The organism is Pseudomonas sp. JL2, from assembly GCF_031570495.1.
Taxonomy (GTDB): Bacteria; Pseudomonadota; Gammaproteobacteria; order Pseudomonadales; family Pseudomonadaceae; genus Aquipseudomonas; species Aquipseudomonas rhizophila.
In genome coordinates, this window is the sequence record NZ_JAKUDH010000006.1 from 58527 (window position 1) to 78792 (window position 20266).

A 20266-nucleotide genomic window follows, 5' to 3' on the forward strand; every position below is an offset into this window, starting at 1 on the left:
GTTTGATCGCGAGCAAGCTTTGCTCCCACGGATCGCCTCGCAACAGATGTTGCTGGTCTATTGAGTGTGCTCTGATCGCACCCATCAGCGTCTAGCGTCTGTATCCCCGCACTCGAACGGGGAATGATTGGACCCATGCGCATATGCAAGCATTGTTGAACGAGATCCTCGATGCGGTTCGCCCCCTGATCGGTCAGGGCAAGGTGGCCGACTACATTCCCGCCCTTGGCACCGTTGCGGCCAACCAGTTGGGCATTGCCGTCTACGGCAACGATGGCGAAATGTATTGCTCAGGTGACGCTGAAACGCCGTTTTCGGTGCAGAGTATTTCCAAGGTTTTCAGCCTGGTGCAGGCCATCGGCCATTCCGGCGAGGCAATCTGGGAGCGTTTGGGCCATGAGCCCTCCGGCCAGCCCTTCAATTCTCTGGTGCAGCTGGAATTTGAACGCGGTCGGCCGCGCAACCCGTTCATCAACGCCGGCGCCTTGGTGATCTGCGACATCAATCAGTCGCGTTTTGCCGCACCAGCTCTTTCGATGCGTGATTTTGTACGGCGCCTGTCGGGCAATCCACAAGTCATGGTGGACGGCAAGGTCGCTGAGTCGGAATACCAGCACCGCGCCCGCAATGCGGCGATGGCCTACCTGATGCAGTCCTTCGGTAATTTTCATAACGACGTGGAAGCGGTGCTGCGCAGCTATTTCAGTCACTGCGCGTTGCGCATGAGCTGCATCGATCTGGCCCGGGCGTTCTGCTTCCTGGCCAACGACGGCTTCTGCAAGCACAGTGGCGAACAGATCCTGAGCGCCCGCCAGACCCAGCAGGTCAACTCCATCATGGCCACCAGCGGGCTGTACGATGAAGCCGGCAATTTTGCCTATCGCGTTGGCCTGCCGGGCAAGAGCGGGGTGGGCGGCGGGATTGTTGCCGTGGTGCCGGGGCGTTTCACGGTGTGCGTCTGGTCGCCGGAACTCAATGTGGCGGGCAATTCCCTGGCAGGCATGGCGGCGCTGGAATTGCTCAGCCAACGAATCGGCTGGTCGGTGTTCTAACGCCCAAAAAAAGGGCCCGTTCCAATCAGGAACGGGCCCTTTGTTTTAAGCGCGATCAGCAGAGGCGGTCGATGACCCGAACTTCAGATGTGTTCTGCATCGACTGCCACGCCTGGGTCAGCGTTTGCAGCACGCTACCCATGAAGTCTTTGTCGGCCGCGGCCTTCTTGCCGACGTAGCCCTGGCCACGACGGTACATCTTCAACCGGGCACACAGGTCCTGCTGATTCTTCTCGAATTCGTCTTCCTGGGTGAACGGCGACAGGCAGTCCATATGGACCTGGCCATTCTTGCTGATCCACAGGATATGGCTGTCCAGGGTGTCTTTGTGTGCTGCGAACATGCGAGCCAGTTCATCAATAGATGGTTGATTATTCAGATTCATGTGTAAGCCCCTTGACCATTTGGTTGATCTGTCTGGTGGTTCGCAAAAACTTCGCTTCTTTCGGTAAGTGCCTGTCCAGTGCTGCATGGCTAGCACCGAAACCAGGCCGTCAGCACCCGGCCGTCTGACTTCGACGGGGTCGTGCATCGGTTGTGTAGTGTTATCGAAGGGCTGCTACGCAAATGCGCTACAACGAAGAGAAACAGCGAAGAACCTTCAGGCATTGTCAACTTTCGAGGGTCGACCACGCGCGTCATGAGGATCGTCGCCGACGTTTCTCGTCCTTGTCACCGGACGGTCATGCCAGGTCAGCACCTTCAATCTGCCTTGTGGGCAGTCCCTTATCCAAAAAACAGCTCGGCGGTCAGACGAGCTTGCTCAAGCATTTACCTGTACTCCCGATCGGGGAGACGTCTGCATCATGCAAGGCCAAATCGGAGGCGTCAACGGTTTTGTAGTGATTATTTTTGGTCACTACATATTGTCGGACAAAATGGTTTTGTTATGAAAATTCTGGATCAGGGCAGATATCCCTGTGGGAGCGAGCCTGCTCGCGATGGCGGTGTATCAGTCGGTATCCATGGTGACTAACATAACGCTATCGCGAGCAGGCTCGCTCCCACAGGGCGACGCGTCGAACATGTATTTATCAGGTCGTCTTGGCTTTGCTCGCCTTGCGAGGTGTACCGCTGGCCTTGCGCTTGGCCGGCTTGCGTTTGCTTTTCCATGGGGTGGCCCCTCGGCCGGCAGGGCTGGCCGGGCCGTTGATGGTCAGGCTCATGCCCTGGCAGCGGGCGATGTGTTTGCTCATCCAGGCGGCCTGGCGGGTCACGAACTCTTCCAGGCTCATCTCTCCGCTTTGCACCATGTCCAGCGCCTGCTCCCAGATGGCGGTAGTGCCTGGATCGGCGATGGCGCGGGGCACCGCATCGATCAGGCTGAAGGCCGCCGGTGTGGCAGACAGGGCCTTGCCGTTTTTCACCAGGTAACCGCGGTCGAGCAGGCCCTGGATGATCGAGGCCCGGGTCGCTTCGGTGCCGATGCCGGTGGTGTCCTTGAGCTTTTGCTTGAGCAGCGGATCCTCCACCAGCCGGGCAACGTTCTTCATTGCCTTGATCAGGTCGCCCTCGGTGAACGGTTTGGGGGGCTGGGTCCACAGGTCCTTGAGTTTGACCTCGTCCACGGCGCAGTCGCGACCTTCGACCAGGGCCGGCAAGGTTTGTGGTACCGGTGCTTCACGGCCTCGTGCCGGAGCCAGTGCTTCGGGTAGGGCGCGTTTCCAGCCGGGTTCGATGATTTGCTTGCCCACGGCCCGCAATGCCTGGGCGGCGCAGTCGAAGTCGGCCTGGGTCCGGTCGTATTCGTGGTTGGGCAGGAACTGCGCCAGATACCGCGCCCGTATCAGCGTATAGACGGCCCGCTGCTTGCCGGCGAGCTTGTCGAGGTTCTTCGCCGCAGCGGTAGGGATGATGCCGTGGTGGGCGCTGACCTTGGCGTCGTTCCAGGCCCGGGATTTGCGTTGGGGCTGCAAGTGCTCGCGCAGCGGCGCAAGACCCGGGTCGGCCTGGGCGAGGGCGGCGAGGATGGCCGCAGCTTCGCTGTGCTGGCTCAAAGGCAGGAAACCGCAATCGCTGCGCGGATAGGTAATGAGCTTGTAGGTCTCATAGAGCGACTGGGCAATGTCCAGGGTTTCCTGGGCGCCGAGGCCGAGTTTCTTCGAGCAGACTTCCTGCAGGGTGCCCAGGTCGAACGGCAACGGCGCCGCTTCGCGCAAGCGCTCGGTGCGCACTTTCATCACCCGGGCGGTGGCAGCGTTGCCCATGGCTTGGGCGGCGTCCTGGGCGAGGGCCTGGTTCAAACAACGTTCCTGATCGTCGCAGGCATCCGGGTCGGCGCGCCACTGGGCGGTGAACACAGTGCCGTCGTGGCGCAGTTGCACGTCGATGGCCCAATAGGCGACCGGTACGAAATCCGCGATGCTGCGGTCGCGATCCACCACCAGGCGCAGGGTGGGGGTCTGCACGCGGCCCACCGGCAGCACGCCTTGATAACCGGACTGGCGCCCCAGCAGCGTGAACAGGCGGCTCATGTTCATGCCGATCAGCCAGTCGGCCCGGGAGCGGCCGAGGGCCGAATGGTAGAGGTTGAAGGTTTCGGCGCCCGGCTTGAGTGCGGCCAGGGCCTTGCGGATCGACGCTTCGTCCAGGGCCGACAGCCACAGACGCTGGATCGGCCCACGGTAGCGGCAATGCTCCACCAGTTCCCGGGCAATCATTTCGCCTTCACGGTCGGCGTCGGTGGCGATGACCAGCGTCTTGGCTTCCCCCAACAGGCGCTTGACCGCCTTGTACTGGCCCGCGGTTTTCGGCTTGACCGTCATTTTCCACTGCGTCGGCACGATAGGCAGGTCTGCCAGTACCCAGCGCTTGTAGCGGGCATCGTAGGCGTCGGGCGGGGCGGTCTCCAGCAGATGGCCGATGCACCAGGTGACTGTGATGTTCGCGCCCAGCCAGCAACCGTCACCGCGGCGCGTGGCACCGAGCACGGCAGCGATGTCTTTGGCCTGGGACGGTTTTTCACACAGGTACAGCTGCATAGCGCCCTTTTCCTAAGCAGATTTCATGGGGCTGTAGCATGGTCATGGATGGGTGTCGGAGCAAGTTTTATCTGTATGGATATACAGATAAAGCGTTGCGATGCGTTGCTCCAGGGCGGTTATCGCAACGTTTGGCGGTGTATTTGCACGCAGAATGAATTTCTCGCAAGGGCATCGCTCATAACTTGCAGAGCGGTTGAAACCGCAAAGAACGTTTATGGGGTCAAGGAGAGTCACTTACATGAATTCGATGCCAAAGGGCAACGGACAGGCGGCCGCGCGTTTGATTCTCGTCGTTGAAGATGATCAGACCATTCTGGAGTTCCTGTGTGAGATCCTGCAAGACGAGGGCTTTGCCGTGGAGCCCCGGGAAAGCGCCGACGCGGCGCTGGAATTCCTCAAGCAGAGCGCTGACGATGTGGACTTGTTACTCACCGATATCACCATGCCCGGCAAACTGAACGGCGCGGACCTGGCCAATTTGACCGGCGACCGGTGGCCACAGATACCCTTGTTGATCATGTCCGGTTTCGAAACCCCGGAAAGCGCCGGGATCAAGCATCACGCCTCGTTCATCGCCAAGCCCTGGGCGCTGGGGCAGATGCTGGATCTGGTGGAGAGCACGGTGAAAAATCACTCTGTGCATTGAGCAACGCCAAGAGGGTGAGGTGGCAGGTCTGGGACTGTGCATGTTTGGGTTGCAAGCGGCGATGCGCTCCATGACAATGCGAGTCATTATCAGTCGCGAATTATTCCATTGCCATGCCCGCCAACGATCTGTCCTTACGCAGTGCCGTCGACGTTCTGTACAGTGATCATCACAGTTGGCTCCAAGGCTGGCTGCGCAAGCGTTTGGGCAATGCTTTCGATGCCGCGGACCTGACCCAGGATACCTTCGTGCGCGTCATCAAGGCTCGCTCCGCGTTGGATATTCGTGAGCCGCGACCGTACCTGTCGATGATCGCCAAGGGGCTGTTGATCGATCTGTTTCGCCGCCGTTCGTTGGAACAGTCCTACCTCGAAGCCTTGGCCGCCATGCCGCAAGAGCAGCACCCGTCGCTGGAAGAACAGGCCATCCTGCTCCAGGCCCTGATGGAGATCGACCGCTTGCTGCTGGGGTTGGGGCCGCGTGTCAGGCAGGCGTTCATCCTGTCGCAGTTCGACGGCCTGACTTACCCGCAAATTGCCGAGCGCCTGGGCGTCAGCGTACGTACGGTGAATAACCACATGGCCAAGGCCATGGAACATTGCTGCCTGATGCAGATTCAATTGCAACTTTCATGAACCTGCCAGCCGAAGAGTTGCAAGCCATCCGTGTGGCGGCGCAGTGGTACGCCCGGCTTCACTCCGGCATCACGACCGACGCGGATCGAGCCGGGTGGAATGCCTGGCTGAGCGCAGACCCGCTGCATAGCCAGGCCTGGCAACGAATGACAGCGGTGGCTGAACAGATGGCGAGTGTGCCGGGCGCCCTGGCGGCACCGACCTTGAGTGAACGCCACAATCGATCCCGTCGCCAGGTATTGCGCAGCGTCTTGTTACTGACGTCCGCCAGCGGCCTGGGTTGGTTGGGCTGGCGCAGCCAGGCTACGCAGAACCTGCTTTGCGATTACCGCACCGCAGTGGGCGAGCGCCGCGAGTTTCAGCTGGCGGACGGCAGCACTGTGCTGCTCAACACCGACACCTCGGTCAATGTTCGTTTCGATGGGCGCCAGCGGCTACTGGAGCTGTTGTGGGGGGAGATCCTCGTCACGACGGCGATCGATCCCTTGCAGCGGCCTTTCAAGGTCATCACCGGTCATGTCGAAGTGCTTGCGCTGGGCACGCGTTTTATCGTCCGAGGCCAGGCGCGGGGCGGTGAGGTGGCGGTGCTTGAAAAAGCGGTCGAGGTGAGTCTCCCGACGATTGGCTCGAGGATGCGCGTCGAAGCCGGCCAGCGCCTGGATTTCAATGACCGGTCGCTGGGTACGCTGCGCGGCAACGATGTGTCGGTCGGTGCCTGGCAGAAGGGAAGCATCATCGCCATTGACCGTCCTCTGGCGGCGCTGCTGGATGAACTGTCGCGTTACCGCAACGGCGTGTTGCGTTGTGATCCGGCCATTGCCGACTTGAAGGTTTCCGGCGTGTTTCCCGTCGATAACACCGATCTCGCCCTGGCGGCGCTGGAGAGTGGCTTTTCGTTACGCGTGACCCGCTACAGCCGATTTTGGGTCCGGGTATCGAGCGGCGATCAGCGCTGACGTGGCGGCGCGATAAAAAAGAACACTGTCCTGCACTTTTTATCTCCATCGTTCGGCTCTTCCTCAGTGAGTTTTTATCGACCGTTTGGGGGAGGGGAAGCATGTCTTGGGTAAGCGCGCCAGGTCGTCTGGTGTTTGCAGTGAAAATCGGCTTGCTGGCAGCCGTGACCGGCAGCGTCGGGGTCGTGAATGCCAGTCCGGCTCCAGGTGCCTCGGCGCAGCAGCGTTCGGTGCAGGCCTACGATATCGGGGCCGGCAGCCTGGTGGATGTCCTGACCCGGTTCTCCAGTGCCGCCGGTGTCGCCATTTCGTTTGATGCCCGGCAACTCCAGGGCCTGCAATCGCCCGGCCTGAGAGGTTCGTTCGGCGTGGGCGATGGATTTGCCCGCATTCTTGGCGGTAGCGGCCTGCAAGCCGACCGCCAGGCCAACGGCACGTACGTGCTGCGCTCCGTGCCCGCCAACGGTTCGGCCATGCAACTGGGAGCAACCACCATCGAGGCGCAGATGCTCGGAGCGACCACCGAGAACAGTGGCTCCTACACGACGGGGGCGGTCACGATCGGCAAAGGCGAGCACTCCCTGCGCGAGACGCCGCAATCGGTGACAGTGATCACTCGCAAGATGCTCGATGACCAGAACCTGAACACCATTGATCAAGTGATGGAAAAAACGCCCGGCATTACCGTCTACGACTCGACCATGGGCGGCAAATATTTCTACTCCCGTGGGTTCCGGATGTCCGGTCAGTATCAATACGACGGTGTTCCGCTGGACATGGGCAACAGCTATGTCCAGGCCGACAGTTTCAGCAGTGACATGGCGTATTACGATCGGGTCGAAGTCCTGCGCGGTGCCGCCGGGATGATGAAGGGCGCCGGCGGCACGTCCGGTGGCGTCAATTTCGTCCGTAAACGCGGCCAGGCCACGGCCCAGACCGAACTCAGCCTCTCGGGCGGCACCTGGGACAACTACCGCGGGCAGGTCGATACCGGTGGCCCGCTGAATGATTCCGGCACCCTGCGGGGCAGGGCGGTGATCGCCGAACAGAGCCGGCATTATTTCTACGACGATGCTCGGCGCAAGGACCAGATTTACTACGGTGCCCTGGACTTCGACCTGACGCCCGACACCACCCTCGGCCTGGGCCTGGCCTATGAGGATGTCGATGCGAGTCCTTGCTGGGGCGGGCAGCCGCGCTACAGGGATGGCAGCGATTTGAAACTCAGTCGCTCTACTTGCCTGGATCCGTCGTGGAACACCTGGCGTAGCCAGCGGACCACGGTGTTCAGCGATCTCAAGCATCAACTCAATGACGACTGGGCCGTGAAGGTGGCCGGTGTCTATACGAAAAACACCCAGGACATCAAATACGCCTTTGCATCCGGCTCGGTGACGCCGGGCGTCTCGACCACCAACGTGCTGGGCAGCATGTACGACTATGACCAGGTCGATTACGGCCTCGACGCCTACCTGGACGGCAAGTTTGACGCCCTCGGGCAGCAGCATGAATTGATCGTCGGCTTCAACGCCAGCCGTTCGGACAAGGATGATTTTTTCTCGGTCGCCTTCCTGCCGCAGCAACAGAACGTATTCGATCCGGATCGACATATTCCGGAGCCGGACGACAGTTACTTCATCGAGAACTCGACGCGCGGTGGCCCGGTGAAAACCGTCACCCGGCAACAAGGCCTGTATTCGACCCTGCGCCTGAAACTGGCGGACCCATTGACCTTTGTCGTGGGCAGCCGGGTGAGTTGGTACAACTCCAAGACCGACTCGGTGTTCCTCACCGGCGGTTCGGAACACGCCAAGAGCACGGAGACAGGCCAGGTCACCCCGTTTGCCGCTGTGTTGCTGGACCTCAACGAACACCTGACGGCCTACGCCAGTTACTCGGACATTTTCACGCCCCAAGGCAACTACCGTTCCGAAAGCGGTTCGGCACTCAAGCCCCTGGTGGGTGAAAGCTATGAGCTGGGGATCAAGGGCGAATGGTTCGAGGGACGCCTGAACAGCGCCTTCAACCTGTTCCGCACGTTGCAGAAAGACCAGGCCCAGACCGACTACAACTCAAGCTGTGCGTCCTCGGACGGTTACTGCTACGAGAACGCCGGCAAGGTTCGCGCCCAGGGTTTCGAAGCCGAGATCAGCGGTGAAGTCATCGAGCGCCTGCAACTGCTTGCCGGTTACACCTACACCCAGACCAAGACCCTGAACGACATTGACACCAGTCTCAACGGCGGCTCGTTCAACAGCTATGTGCCGCGTCATGTGCTGCGACTGTGGGGCGATTATGCCCTGGGTGGGGCGTTCGAACGGTTCAGCGTCGGTGCGGGGGTCAATGCCCAAAGCGACAATTTCCGGGTATCGCCTGCGACGGGGGAGAAGATCATCCAGGCCGGTTATGCCGTGTGGAACGGTCGCGTCGGCTACCGCATCGATGACACCTGGTCGCTGGCCCTCAACGGCAACAACCTGTTCGACAAGCGCTACTACAGCACCATCGGGACCGAGAGTTTCGGTAACTATTACGGTGAGCCGCGCAACTTCACCATGACCCTGAAGGCGCACTTCTGATCCGCTGGCGAGGGAACAAACGCCCTCGCCACGGTTTTGCCCTCAGTTTTTATCCAGGTCCACGTTCCGGGTTTCCCGCAGGCAAATCATGCCCACCACCAGGCTCACCCCGGTGATCATCACCGGGTACCACAGCCCGTAGAAAATGTCCCCGGTGTAGACCACCAGGGCAAACGACACGGTGGGCAGGAAACCGCCGAACCAGCCGTTGCCGATGTGGTAGGGCAGGGACATGGAGGTGTAGCGGATCCGAGTGGGAAACAGTTCGACCATCAGCGCCGCCAGTGGGCCGTAGCACATGGCTGAAATGATGATCAGCGCCACGATCAGTGCCACGATCATCGGCCGGTTGATCTGCTGGGCATCGGCCTGTTGTGGGTAGCCCGCCAGGGTCACCGCGCCGCGCAGGGCGGCTTCGTCGTAGCCTTCAAGCTTCACATCACCGACGCTGACCTGCACATCACTGCCGGCCGGCGCCGCGACACTGCTGTAGGGCAGGCCTTGCTTGACCAGGAAGGTCTTGACCTTGTCGCATGGGCTATCGAAACGGGCCTTGCCCACCGGGTCGAACTGGAAGGTGCACGTGGCCGGATCGGCGATCACGGTGATCGGCGCCTGACGGCTCGCCAGGTCAATGGCCGGGTTGGCGTAGTGGGCCAGTGTCTTGAAGATCGGAAAGTACAACGCCGTCGCCAGCAACAGGCCAATCATCAGTACCGGTTTGCGCCCGACCTTGTCCGACAGCCAGCCAAAAAAGATGAAGAACGGTGCGCCGATGACCACGCTGACGATCAGCAGGCTGTTGGCCAGGGCCGGATCCATCTTCAGGAACTGGGTGAGGAAAAACAGCACATAGAACTGCGCGGCATAGAAGGTCACCGCTTGCCCGGCGTTGATGCTGAACAGCGCGATCAGCACCACCTTGAGATTTTCCCACTTACCAAAGGATTCGCGGATCGGCGCCTTGCAGCACTTGCCTTCTTCTTTCATTTTCAAGAAGGACGGCGATTCATGCAGGCTCAGGCGGATCCAGGTGGAGATGCCCAGCAACACGATCGACAGCAGAAACGGAATGCGCCAGCCCCAGACTTCGAACTGATCGCCCGTGAAATAACGACAGCCCAGTACCACCAGCAGCGAAAGCAGCAGCCCGAGGGTGGCGGTGGACTGAATCCAGCTGGTGTGGAAACCGCGCTTGCCCATCGGCGCGTGTTCGGCGACGTAGGTGGCAGCACCGCCGTACTCACCGCCCAAGGCCAGGCCCTGGAGCATGCGCAGCACCACGAGGATGATGGGCGCGGCAATGCCGATGCTGGCGTAGTTGGGCAACAGGCCGACGCAGAACGTCGCCAGGCCCATGAGTACGATGGTGGCCAGGAAGGTGTATTTGCGTCCGATCATGTCTCCCAGCCGTCCGAACACCAGTGCGCCGAAAGGCCGCACGATGAAACCGGCGGCGAATGCCATCAGGGCGAAGATGAATGCCGTGGTGTCGTTGACCCCGGCAAAGAACTGCTTGCTGATCACCGCCGCCAGGGCGCCATAGAGGAAAAAGTCATACCACTCGAACACCGTCCCCAAGGACGAGGCGAAGATGACTTTCTGGGTTTCCTGGCTGGTGCCGGCGCTACGCGTGGCTTCCAGGGACTGAACATGTTCAGACATTTGGGTATCCCTCACAGTGATTGTTTTTGTTGTTCCACTGTCGACGCCGGTACAGCGTCTCCTGTTTTGCTGCATACCTTGAATTCAAAGGGTTCTCCTTGTGGGAGCGAGCCTGCTCGCGAAAGCGGTATGCCGGTCGACATCATCGTGAGCTGATACACCGCCTTCGCGAGCAGGCTCGCTCCCACAGGGGGATTCTGTTGTTCTTCAGACCGTGGCAGGTTCCTTTTGGGGCGTGGTGCTGCGGATGTCCGCCTCGAGGATCATCTGCGCCGCCTTCTCGGCAATCATCAGCGTGGGCGAGCAGGTGTTGCCCGAGGTGATGCGCGGCATGATCGAGGCGTCGGCGATGCGCAGGCCGTTGATGCCGTGAACCCGCAGTTGCGCATCCACCACCGCGTCGCGGTCCTGGCCCATGCGGCAGGTGCCCACCGGGTGGAAAATCGTCGTGCCTATACGGGCGGCGGCCTGGTGCAGTTCTTCCTCGGTTTGCAGGCTTGGTCCCGGCAGGTATTCCACCGGCTTGAAGGCGCTCAACGCCGGGGCGGCGACGATGCGTCGGGTCAGGCGGATGGCGTCGGCGGCGACCCGCAAGTCTTCGGGATGGCTCAGGTAGTTGGGCTGGATCAGCGGCGCCTCGTGCGGGTTGGCTGAGCGAATGTCCACCCGGCCACGGCTTTGCGGACGCAGGTCACAGACCGACGCAGTGAACGCCGGGAAACTGTGCAGTGGTTCGCCAAAGCGTTCCAGCGACAAGGGCTGCACGTGGTATTCGAGGTTGGCCGAGGTCTGTTCCGGCCCCGAGCGGGCGAACGCGCCGAGTTGGCTGGGGGCCATGGACAGCGGGCCGCTGCGATCATAGAGGTAGCGCAGCCCCATGCCCATCTTGCCCCATAAAGTGCCGGCGATCTGGTTCAGGGTACGGGCGTTTTCCAACTGGTAGATCAGCCGCAGTTGCAGGTGGTCCTGCAAGTTGCCGCCCACGCCGGGCAGCTCATGAACCACGCCAATGCCCAGGCGTTGCAACAGGTTGCGCGGACCGATTCCCGAGCGCTGCAAAATACCCGGCGAGCCGACGGCGCCGGCGCACAGCACGATTTCCTTGCGCGCCTTGAACGTCATGCCTTTGCCTTGCCAACGGGCGCTGACGGCGTGGGCCCGGTTGTCACGCAACAGCACGCGGTCGACTTCGATATCGGTCATTACCGTGAGGTTGGGGCGCTGGCGAACCGGTTTGAGGAAGGCCTTGGCCGCGTTCCAGCGCACCCCGGCTTTCTGGTTGACCTGGAAATAGCCGCAGCCTTCGTTGTCGCCGCCGTTGAAGTCGTCCACGCTGGGGATACCGCTCTGCTCGGCGGCGGTGCGAAACGCATCGAGAATCGGCCATGACAGGCGCTGGCGTTCGACCCGCCATTCCCCGGCGGCGCCATGGAGCTCGGAGTCTCCGGCAAAGTGGTTTTCGCCCTGTCTGAACAACGGCAGCACGTCTTTCCAGGCCCAGCCAGGGTTGCCCTCGGCGGCCCAGCTGTCGTAATCCGCGGCCTGGCCGCGCATGTAGATCATGCCGTTGATGGAGGAGCAGCCACCCAGCACCTTGCCCCGTGGGTAACTCAGTGCGCGCCCTTGCAAACCCGCTTGCGCCTCGGTCTTGAAGCACCAGTCGGTGCGCGGGTTGCCGATGCAGAACAGGTAGCCGACCGGGATGTGAATCCACGGATAGTTGTCGCGCCCGCCCGCTTCAAGCAACAACACCCGGTGCTGCGCGTTGGCGCTAAGCCGGTTGGCCAGCAGGCATCCGGCAGGGCCGGCGCCCACGATCACGTAATCGTATTCATCGACGACAGGTTGCATTCGCGACCTCATTTTTGTTCTTGTGGGATGCATCCTAGTTGTTAGGTTTCGTCAAAAGAATGTTAGTTTTTGCGCAACCACTGTGCGTTTTTAAACAGTCCTGCCTTCAGGCGTGTTCAAGGATGGCCCATGTTCGACTGGAATGACCTGCGCTACTTTCTGGAACTGCAACGCAGCGGCCGTTTGCTCACGGCCGCACGACGCCTGAACACCACCCATGCCACTGTGGCCCGGCACATCGAAGCCATCGAGAAAAGCCTGGGCACTGCGTTGTTTGTCCAGCATGCCCAGGGTTATGAACTGACCCCCGCGGGCGAATCGTTGCTCAAGCACGCCGAAGCCATGGAAAACGTGGCGCTACTGGCTCAGGAGGACATCACCCAGTCCAGCGCGCCCTTGGGCAAGATCCGCGTGGGGGTGACGGAAGGGCTGGGCATCATGTTTTTAGCCAGCCGCATGGAGGGTCTGTTCCAGCGCTATCCGGGGCTGGAGGTGGAGTTGGTGGCGGTGCCGCGTTTTGTCAGCATCCTCAACCGCGAAGTGGAAATCAGCATTCACCTCGAACGCCCGGTGGCCGACCTGCTGGTGACCCGCAAGCTCACCGACTACAGTCTGGCGCTCTACGCCAGCCAGGCCTACCTGGACCGCTCGCCACCGTTGCGCAGTCGCGAAGACCTGGCCCGCCATGCCTGGATCGGGTATGTCGACGACCTGCTGTTCAGCCAGGAACTGATGTTTCTCAACAGCTTTTGCCGCAACCCTCGGGTGGTGTTCCACAGTACCAGCGTCATCGCCCAGCAACAGGCTGCACGCTCGGGATTGGGGATTGCCGTACTGCCTTGCTACATGGCCAGCAGCGACCCGGCCCTGGTCCCTTTACTGCCCGATGAAACCATCCGCCGCAGCTACTGGATCAGCACCCGCCGCGAACTGCACAAATCCGTGCGCCTGCGGGTGCTCTGGGATTATGTGGTGCAGTTGTGCGAGCGCGAGCAGGGGCTGCTGCTGCCCTGATCGCCAATGTCCCTGGCCATCGATCATCCAGCGCTGGCCGCGCAAGTCCCCTTTTATGGCCCCCAATGACCTCAAGCCAACGCGCGGGCGTGCCTTAGTGTGAGTCTGTCTGACCCAACACAATAAAGGCGTGCTCATTGCGCCACCAAGAGGGGCCCCATGTCGGTACCAACGTCTTCAGCCTGGACTCACGCCGCGGCGATTCTTTCGCTTGGCGTATTGCTCGCCGGTTGCGGCGAAGAGGCCAAAACGAGCCCGCCCAGGGCCTTAACGAGTGTGCCCGCCGACGGAGCGCTGGCACAAATCTACGACAGCAGTTGCAAGCTCTGCCACGCCAACCCCGGCGCCGGAGCGCCCCTGACCGGCGACGCCAACGCCTGGGCGCCGCGAGTGGCCCAGGGCAGCGACACCCTGCTTGATCACACGATCAACGGCTACAACGGCATGCCGCCGATGGGTCTGTGTATGCACTGTTCCGAAGAGCAGTTCCTGGCCCTGATCGGCTTCATGTCCGGCCAGCCATTGCAATGACCAACAGGGGAACGACGGCATGACGATGGACTATTCACGGCGCCAGTGGCTGCAACGGGCCGCCGCTGTCGCGGCCTTCACGGCGCTGGGCAGCCAGGGTGCCCTGGCCGAGTTGATGCGCGCCCCGCGACTGATTCCGTGGCGCAATTGGTCCGGTGCGCAAAGTTGCCTGCCGGCAGCGCGTCTGGCTCCCAAGAATCTGGATGAACTGGTGCAAATCGTGGCCCGCGCCGAAGGGCGGATTCGTCCGGTGGGTTCAGGCCATTCCTTCAGCGCCCTGGTGCCCACGGACGGGACTTTGCTGTCGCTGAGTTTTTTCAGCGGTCTGCTGGATCACGATGTCGTCAGCCTGCAGGCCGAGTTCGGTGGCGGCACGCCCATGTCGCGCATGGGCCCGGCACTCAAGGCCATCGGTCAGGCGCTACCGAACATGGCCGACGTGGATTACCAGACCCTGGCCGGGGCCATCGCCACCTCGACCCACGGCACTGGCAAGGCATTCGGTTCGTATTCCGCGCAGGTGGTCGGGCTGCAACTGGTGACGGCCGGCGGCGAGGTGCTTGATTGCGATGCCAACCGCCATCCCGAAGTGTTCAAGGCCGGGCGGGTGTCACTGGGTGCGCTGGGGCTGGTGACCCGTGTGCGTTTGCAGAACCGTCCTGCTTATCGGCTGCGCGAGCGCCAGTGGGTGGCGAAAACCGAAGAGTTGCTCGAGGACCTGGACACCAACACTCGGGACAACCAGCATTGGGAAATGCAGGTGGTCACCCATTCCGACTATGCGTTGTCGATTGCCTTGAACGAAACCACCGATCCGGCCACTGCACCGGTGAGCCCCGAGGAGGAGGGTGGCAACGAATTCGTCACCCTGATCGAAAAGCTCGACAAGTATGGCAGCGACTTTCCGACGATCCGGCGCACGTTGCTCAACAGCCTGCGACTGGTGGCCGACTTCGAGGATCGGGTTGGCGATTCCCACGACATCTACGCCAATGCGCGCACCGTGCGCTTCAACGAGATGGAATATTCGGTGCCAGCTGAACACGGTCCGGCGTGCCTGCGGGAAATCCTCAAGCTGATCCGCGACAAAGACCTGCGCACCTGGTTTCCCATCGAATACCGCTACGTGAAGGCCGATGACATCGCCCTGAGCATGTTCGAAGGCCGCGACAGTTGCTCGATCTCCGTGCACCAGCATTACCAGATGGACCATCACAATTTCTTCGCCGCCATCGAGCCGGTCTTCTGGAAATACCAGGGGCGCCCGCATTGGGGAAAACTGCATTCCTTGAACGCCAGGACGCTCCAGGCGCTCTACCCACGCTGGAATGAGTTTGCCCAGGTGCGCCAGGCCCTGGACCCTGGCGGAAAATTCCTCAACGGGCATCTTTCAACGATTCTGGGAGCGAGCTGATGGGTTTCAATCGTCGAGGGTTCCTGGCTGGGACGGTGGGCGCCGGACTGTTGCTGACCGGCGTCGGTGCCTGGCTGCGACCGCGGGACCAGGGCGGGCCGTACAGCGATTATTTCCGCCAGTTGAACCGGGAACTCAAGGCCCACGGTCCCATGCGACCGGTGATGCTGATTGACCTGGACCGACTCGATCACAACATCGACGTGGTAATGGCCTCGGTCCGGCGCGCCGGCAAACAGCTGCGCTTGGTGGAGAAGTCCCTGCCATCGCCGGGGCTGTTGAACTACATTGGCCAGCGAGCCGAGACTCGACGGTTGATGTCGTTCCACCAACCGTTTCTCAACCACGATGCGTTGCAGTTTCCCACGGCTGATATTTTGCTGGGCAAACCTCTCCCAGTGCGCAGCGCCGCGTTGTTCTATGAGCTTCACAAAGGACCCTTCGATCCGTCACGCCAGTTGCAGTGGCTGCTGGACACACCTGAACGGCTTGAGCAATACCGGGCCCTGGCCCAGGGGCTTGGTACTCGCTTGCGGATCAATATCGAACTGGATGTAGGCCTGCACCGGGGCGGAGTAGCCGACGATGCCACGCTGGAGGCGATGCTCAAGCTGATCCGGGCGAACCCGACGCACTTGGAATTTGCCGGGTTCATGGGCTACGACCCGTTCGTGGGCATGGGCGTGCCCGAGCTGCTGGCAACCCCTCAGGAGCTGCTGGCGCGGGTCATGGCGATCTACACCGCACGGGTGGATTTCGTGCGTCTGCGCTACCCCGACCTCTGGCATCCTGGCCTGACCCTCAACACCGCCGGCAGCCCCAGCTATCGCTTGCACGAACGGGAGAAACTGAGCAGTGAAGTCTCGGTGGGCACGGCCATGCTCAAACCCAGCCACTACGACCTGCCATCGTTGAGCGAGCACGTTCCGGCGGCCTACATCGCCACGCCGGTCTTGAAGCGCACCGGCCCGGTCAACATCCCCGCGCTGGACGACAAGTCGCGGATTTTTTCCTGGTGGGACGTGAACCAGCGCGAGACTTTTTTCATCTACGGCGGCAACTGGATGGCCGATCTCGAATCCCCCCCGGGCTTGAAGCACAACGACCTCTACGGTCGCAGCTCCAATCAGGAAATGGTCAACGGTTCTGAAACGGTGGGTCTGGCGGTGGAGGACCAGGTGTTCCTGCGACCGACCCAGAGCGAGTCGGTGCTGTTGCAGTTCGGTGATCTGCTGGCCGTGCGCGGAGGGCGGATAGTCGAGATGTGGCCGGTCTATAGCTGACCACGGATCTTGTGGGAGCGAGCCTGCTCGCGATGACGGCGGTACATTCAGCATCAATGCAGGCTGATCCACGGCTATCGCGAGCAGGCTCGCTCCCACAAGGAATTGCTGGTGAGCCTGCCGGAATCGAATAGAGCGTTCACAACGCAAACGGAATACTGATCTTGGCCCAGAGCATTTCGCCTTCGGGGCGGTTCTCTACGTTGAACTCCTTGGCCCAGCGGATCTCGGCGCTGGCGTATTTGAGAAAGGTCAGGTGCAGCGCCGGACCGATGGCGAACACCTGGCCGCGCACGCCGTCATCCACGTCCTGACCGGCGAACTGCACGGTGCGGCCGTATTGTTTGTCGTCGGTGGTCTGCTTGAGGTAGTAACCGTTGAGCCCCAGCATCACGTTGTCCGTCAGCCGGTAACTGGCGGAGTAATCGAAGTGAAAAATCTGCCCTGAGCGGTAGTCGGTGTCCTTGTTCTCGCGATTGAAACTGTAAGTGCTTTTCATCGACACCTCGGTGTTTTCCGTGGGCGACCAGGTGAAGGAAAACAGCGGCTTGTAGGTGTAGAAATTGGTGCTGGTATTGGCCAGGCGGTCGGTGCTGTATTCGCCGGTCGGCACGGTGATTTCCAGGGCGGCGGCCAGGGTCAGGTTTTTGCCCATGTCCCACAGCACGATGGGCGAAATGGTGGTATCGCCCATGCCTTCGCGAGTGTCCTGCAGGCCGAACACCGAGATTTCCTGTTTGATCCAGGGCTGGCCAACGTAGATACCCAGGCGTCCACCGGCCACCCGCAAAGGGCTCAGGTAATCGATCCGGGGGACCACCGCCGTGGATTCGATTTCGACATCCGGGACTTCGCCGCCCAACGAACTGATGTTGAATTTCCTGGCCTTGTAATGGTTGTAGTAGAGGTTGAACGCAAACATGTGGTCAGGAAGGTTGTCGACGTCCAGCGGCAACACGAAGAAACCGTCGGTGCCGGTGCCGATGTTATCGACTCCGGTTTCGGTGGCCAGGGCCGGCAGGGCACAGGCCAGGCCGAGGGTCAGTTGCAAGGCGAATGTCGTGCGGGTCGGGTTCATGCGGGGGCTCATTATTATTGTTGGAAATGCACCAAAGGTCCGAGCCATACAAATAAGCCGTTCGCCGCCGGTAGGGCAGGGTATTGGCGGCCACACAGGGGACATGGGCGGCCAGATTTTTGTGCCCCTCTATACGCTGGGTCATGCTAACGTTTATGAAACAACCGGTTACAAAAACGCCGCCTAACGTACCCCGGAACCCGCCCATGCAGATGAAAGTCATCGACCCGACCTATGAACTGGCGCTGGTGTCGCCGTTTCTTTTGCAAACCTTGGCCGACGTGGTGGCAGACCAGGGTTTCGATGCCGCCAGCCTGTGTCGCGGCCTTGGTTTCGGGCTCGACGATCTGCAGGATCCTGCCCAGCGGATTTCCTATCGCCAGGCCGTGGTCATGATCCAGCGGGCGCTCAAGCTGTTGCCTGATCGGGGCCTGGGCTTGTGGGTTGGCGATCGCAATGTATTGGGTACCCTGGGCCTGCTGGGCCACGTGTTGTCGCTGTGCGAAACCCTGCGCGATGTCTTTGCCCTGGGGATTCGGTATCAACACACCACCGGCGGTATCGCAGTCTCGAGTGTTGAAGAGGCCAGTGACCGGATCATGGTCGAGGCGACTTGCCGCCTGCCTTTTGCCGAGGTCCAGGTCTTTGCGGTCGAAGAGTTTTTCGCCAGCCTGATGGTGTACGGCAGGGCGTTGGCAGGGCCTGACTTCAGGCCCCAGGCCGTGGAGTTCATGCACGCTGCGCCGTCTTATGCCCAGGAATACCAACGGGTCCTGGGGCCGGATGTGCGTTTCGGTTGTCGTCACAATCGCATGCTGATCGATGCCTGCTGGCTCGGCGTACGCCTGCCCAACCATCACCCGCTGGCCTTGCGTCAGGCCCTGGCCTTGCTGGAACAGGAGGCCACTGAGGTCCATCGCAAGATCGATCTGATCCAGGCGGTGGAGCGGGCGATTGCCCGGGACCTGACCCGTGGCAGCCACATCGAGAAAATCGCCAGCGACCTCAACATGAGCAGCCGCACCCTGCGCCGACGCTTGACCGAGCACAACCTGACCTTCGAAGCCTTGCTTGAACAGGTGCGTCGTGGCCGGACCCTGAACCTGCTGGCCAACCCCGACTGGTCCATCGAGCGCATCACCGAAGAGGTCGGCTACAGCGATGTGCGCAGTTTCCGCCGGGCGTTCCGGCGCTGGACCGGGATGAGCCCGAGCGCGTTTCGGACCGAGGGGTCGACACCGGCTTAGCCGGGACGGTCAATGGTCGGCTCCCTGTGGTTGACTGACTGGCGGTGCTTGTCAGAAAAAACCGACAAGAGTACAAATGTACTCCATGACGACTCTCACCCCCCGCCGTACCGCCATCCTGACCTTCATCCGCGAACGCATCGCCGAGCAGGGCCAGCCCCCCAGCCTCGCTGAAATCAGCGAGGCGTTCGGTTTCGCCTCCCGCAGCGTGGCGCGCAAGCATGTGCTGGCGTTGACCGAAGCCGGTTTCATCGAAGTCAATCCGCACCAGGCCCGGGGTATCCGCTTGCTGAACCAGCCGCCGCGTCCCGAGCTGCTGGACGTACCGGTGCTGGGGCGGGTGGCCGCCGGCCTGCCGATCGGTGCGGATGCCGAGGTCCACAGTCGCCTGATGCTCGACCCGGCGATGTTCACCAAGGCGCCGGATTACCTGCTACGGGTCCAGGGGGACTCGATGATCGAGGATGGCATTCTCGACGGCGACCTGGTGGGCGTGCAGCGTACGCCCCAGGCCTCCAACGGCCAGATCGTCGTGGCGCGCCTGGACGGTGAAGTCACCATCAAGCGCTTCGAGCGAATCGGCGAGCGGATACGTTTGCTGCCGCGCAACCCGGCCTACCAGCCGATCATTGTCGAAGCCGACCAGGACCTGGCCATCGAAGGCGTGTTCTGTGGCTTGCTGAGGCAAGGCTGATGGGCGCTGTCGTTGCGCTGGACACGCTGTTCAACGGTGGCCAGGTCTGGAAGGGCCGGCCCGCGCCCCCGGCTGCCAGCCCGCAGCCCACCTGTCATGCGGCCCTGGACGCGGCGTTGCCCAGCGGTGGCTGGCCGGAAGCGGCGCTGACGGAACTGCTGGTCGCCGCGCCGGGCGTGGGCGAGTTGCAACTGGTCTGGCCAACTTTGGCGCGGCTGACGGCGGCGGGGGAGCGGATCGTGCTGGTGGCGCCGCCATTCGTGCCCTATCCGCAGGCATGGCAGAACGCTGGGGTGGACCTGCGCCAGTTGTCAGTGATCCGGGCCGATGAGCGCGATGCCTTGTGGGCCGCCGAACAATGCCTGCGTTCGGGCAGTTGCGGCGCGGTGCTGTGCTGGCCCCGCCAGGCTGATGATCGCGCCCTGCGCCGCTTGCAAGTGGCGGCGGAAACCGGCCAGACCCTGGCGTTCGCCTGGCGCTCGATTCAGGAAGCCATCAACCCCTCGCCGGCGGCCCTGCGCATCGCCATCGATGGCCGGCCAGGGCAATTGCGGGTGCTCAAGTGCCGGGGCGGGCTGGCCCGTTCGACGCCGATTGCCTTCGCCACGCTCAGCACACCGACCGAGCATTGAGGTTG

Annotated in this window: 17 protein-coding genes; 12 read left to right on the plus strand and 5 right to left on the minus strand. The window is 61.7% G+C overall.

Annotation, left to right across the window (positions count from 1 at the left end; translation table 11 throughout):
* The first annotated feature begins 143 nt into the window (after positions 1-143).
* Positions 144-1052 (plus strand): glutaminase B, encoded by a 909-nt coding sequence (gene glsB / locus MKS85_RS10735; protein ID WP_047227793.1) that lies wholly within the window; start codon positions 144-146, stop codon positions 1050-1052.
* 55 nt (positions 1053-1107) lie between these two features.
* Here glsB and MKS85_RS10740 read toward each other — a convergent pair whose 3' ends face one another.
* Both MKS85_RS10740 and MKS85_RS10745 read right to left on the minus strand, forming a co-directional pair.
* Complete coding sequence (locus MKS85_RS10740) at positions 1108-1437, minus strand: hypothetical protein (protein WP_188251044.1); 330 nt, start codon at positions 1435-1437, stop codon at positions 1108-1110.
* Positions 1438-2086: 649 nt separating this feature from the next.
* Positions 2087-4033 carry a DNA topoisomerase III gene (locus MKS85_RS10745; protein ID WP_188251045.1) on the minus strand — a complete coding sequence of 649 codons (1947 nt, stop codon included), beginning with the start codon at positions 4031-4033 and terminating at the stop codon, positions 2087-2089.
* Between the two features lie 241 nt (positions 4034-4274).
* Between MKS85_RS10745 and MKS85_RS10750 the strand changes: the two genes are divergently transcribed.
* From MKS85_RS10750 to MKS85_RS10765, 4 genes are all read left to right on the plus strand, one after another.
* Positions 4275-4682 carry a response regulator gene (locus tag MKS85_RS10750; protein ID WP_047227796.1) on the plus strand — a complete coding sequence of 136 codons (408 nt, stop codon included), beginning with the start codon at positions 4275-4277 and terminating at the stop codon, positions 4680-4682.
* Between the two features lie 113 nt (positions 4683-4795).
* Positions 4796-5317 (plus strand): sigma-70 family RNA polymerase sigma factor, encoded by a 522-nt coding sequence (locus MKS85_RS10755; RefSeq protein ID WP_047227797.1) that lies wholly within the window; start codon positions 4796-4798, stop codon positions 5315-5317.
* Complete coding sequence (locus tag MKS85_RS10760) at positions 5314-6273, plus strand: FecR domain-containing protein (RefSeq protein WP_107322639.1); 960 nt, start codon at positions 5314-5316, stop codon at positions 6271-6273. Before MKS85_RS10755 ends, MKS85_RS10760 begins: the two co-directional genes overlap by 4 nt.
* 101 nt (positions 6274-6374) lie before the next feature.
* Positions 6375-8852: a TonB-dependent receptor gene (locus MKS85_RS10765; protein WP_188251046.1), complete on the plus strand. Its 2478-nt coding sequence runs from the start codon at positions 6375-6377 to the stop codon at positions 8850-8852.
* Positions 8853-8894: 42 nt separating this feature from the next.
* Here MKS85_RS10765 and MKS85_RS10770 read toward each other — a convergent pair whose 3' ends face one another.
* A complete protein-coding gene (locus MKS85_RS10770) occupies positions 8895-10517 on the minus strand; it encodes an MFS transporter (RefSeq protein ID WP_047227800.1) in 1623 nt (540 codons plus the stop codon).
* Positions 10518-10724: 207 nt separating this feature from the next.
* Complete coding sequence (locus MKS85_RS10775; protein ID WP_188251047.1) at positions 10725-12368, minus strand: GMC family oxidoreductase; 1644 nt, start codon at positions 12366-12368, stop codon at positions 10725-10727.
* Positions 12369-12497: 129 nt separating this feature from the next.
* On the opposite strand from MKS85_RS10775, the gene MKS85_RS10780 reads away from it, so the two are divergent.
* The 4 genes from MKS85_RS10780 to MKS85_RS10795 all read left to right on the plus strand — a co-directional run bounded on the left by MKS85_RS10780 (position 12498) and on the right by MKS85_RS10795 (position 16610).
* Complete coding sequence (locus MKS85_RS10780; protein WP_107322642.1) at positions 12498-13382, plus strand: LysR family transcriptional regulator; 885 nt, start codon at positions 12498-12500, stop codon at positions 13380-13382.
* A gap of 159 nt (positions 13383-13541) precedes the next feature.
* A complete protein-coding gene (locus tag MKS85_RS10785; protein WP_047227803.1) occupies positions 13542-13913 on the plus strand; it encodes a cytochrome c5 family protein in 372 nt (123 codons plus the stop codon).
* 115 nt (positions 13914-14028) lie between these two features.
* Positions 14029-15327, plus strand: a complete 1299-nt coding sequence (locus tag MKS85_RS10790) for a D-arabinono-1,4-lactone oxidase (protein ID WP_177513953.1) — start codon at positions 14029-14031, stop codon at positions 15325-15327.
* Positions 15328-15401: 74 nt separating this feature from the next.
* Positions 15402-16610, plus strand: a complete 1209-nt coding sequence (locus MKS85_RS10795; protein WP_188251113.1) for a DSD1 family PLP-dependent enzyme — start codon at positions 15402-15404, stop codon at positions 16608-16610.
* A 139-nt stretch (positions 16611-16749) separates the two neighbouring features.
* On the opposite strand, the gene MKS85_RS10800 is transcribed toward MKS85_RS10795, so the two are convergent.
* Positions 16750-17688, minus strand: a complete 939-nt coding sequence (locus MKS85_RS10800) for a transporter (RefSeq protein ID WP_188251048.1) — start codon at positions 17686-17688, stop codon at positions 16750-16752.
* Between the two features lie 206 nt (positions 17689-17894).
* Between MKS85_RS10800 and MKS85_RS10805 the strand changes: the two genes are divergently transcribed.
* The 3 genes from MKS85_RS10805 (at position 17895) to imuA (ending at position 20261) form a co-directional block, all read left to right on the plus strand.
* Positions 17895-18935 (plus strand): AraC family transcriptional regulator, encoded by a 1041-nt coding sequence (locus tag MKS85_RS10805; protein WP_047227807.1) that lies wholly within the window; start codon positions 17895-17897, stop codon positions 18933-18935.
* Positions 18936-19011: 76 nt separating this feature from the next.
* Positions 19012-19629, plus strand: a complete 618-nt coding sequence (gene lexA / locus MKS85_RS10810; RefSeq protein WP_047227808.1) for a transcriptional repressor LexA — start codon at positions 19012-19014, stop codon at positions 19627-19629.
* Positions 19629-20261, plus strand: a complete 633-nt coding sequence (gene imuA / locus MKS85_RS10815; RefSeq protein ID WP_188251049.1) for a translesion DNA synthesis-associated protein ImuA — start codon at positions 19629-19631, stop codon at positions 20259-20261. The genes lexA and imuA overlap by 1 nt, the downstream gene beginning before the upstream one ends.
* Positions 20262-20266 lie beyond the last annotated feature (5 nt).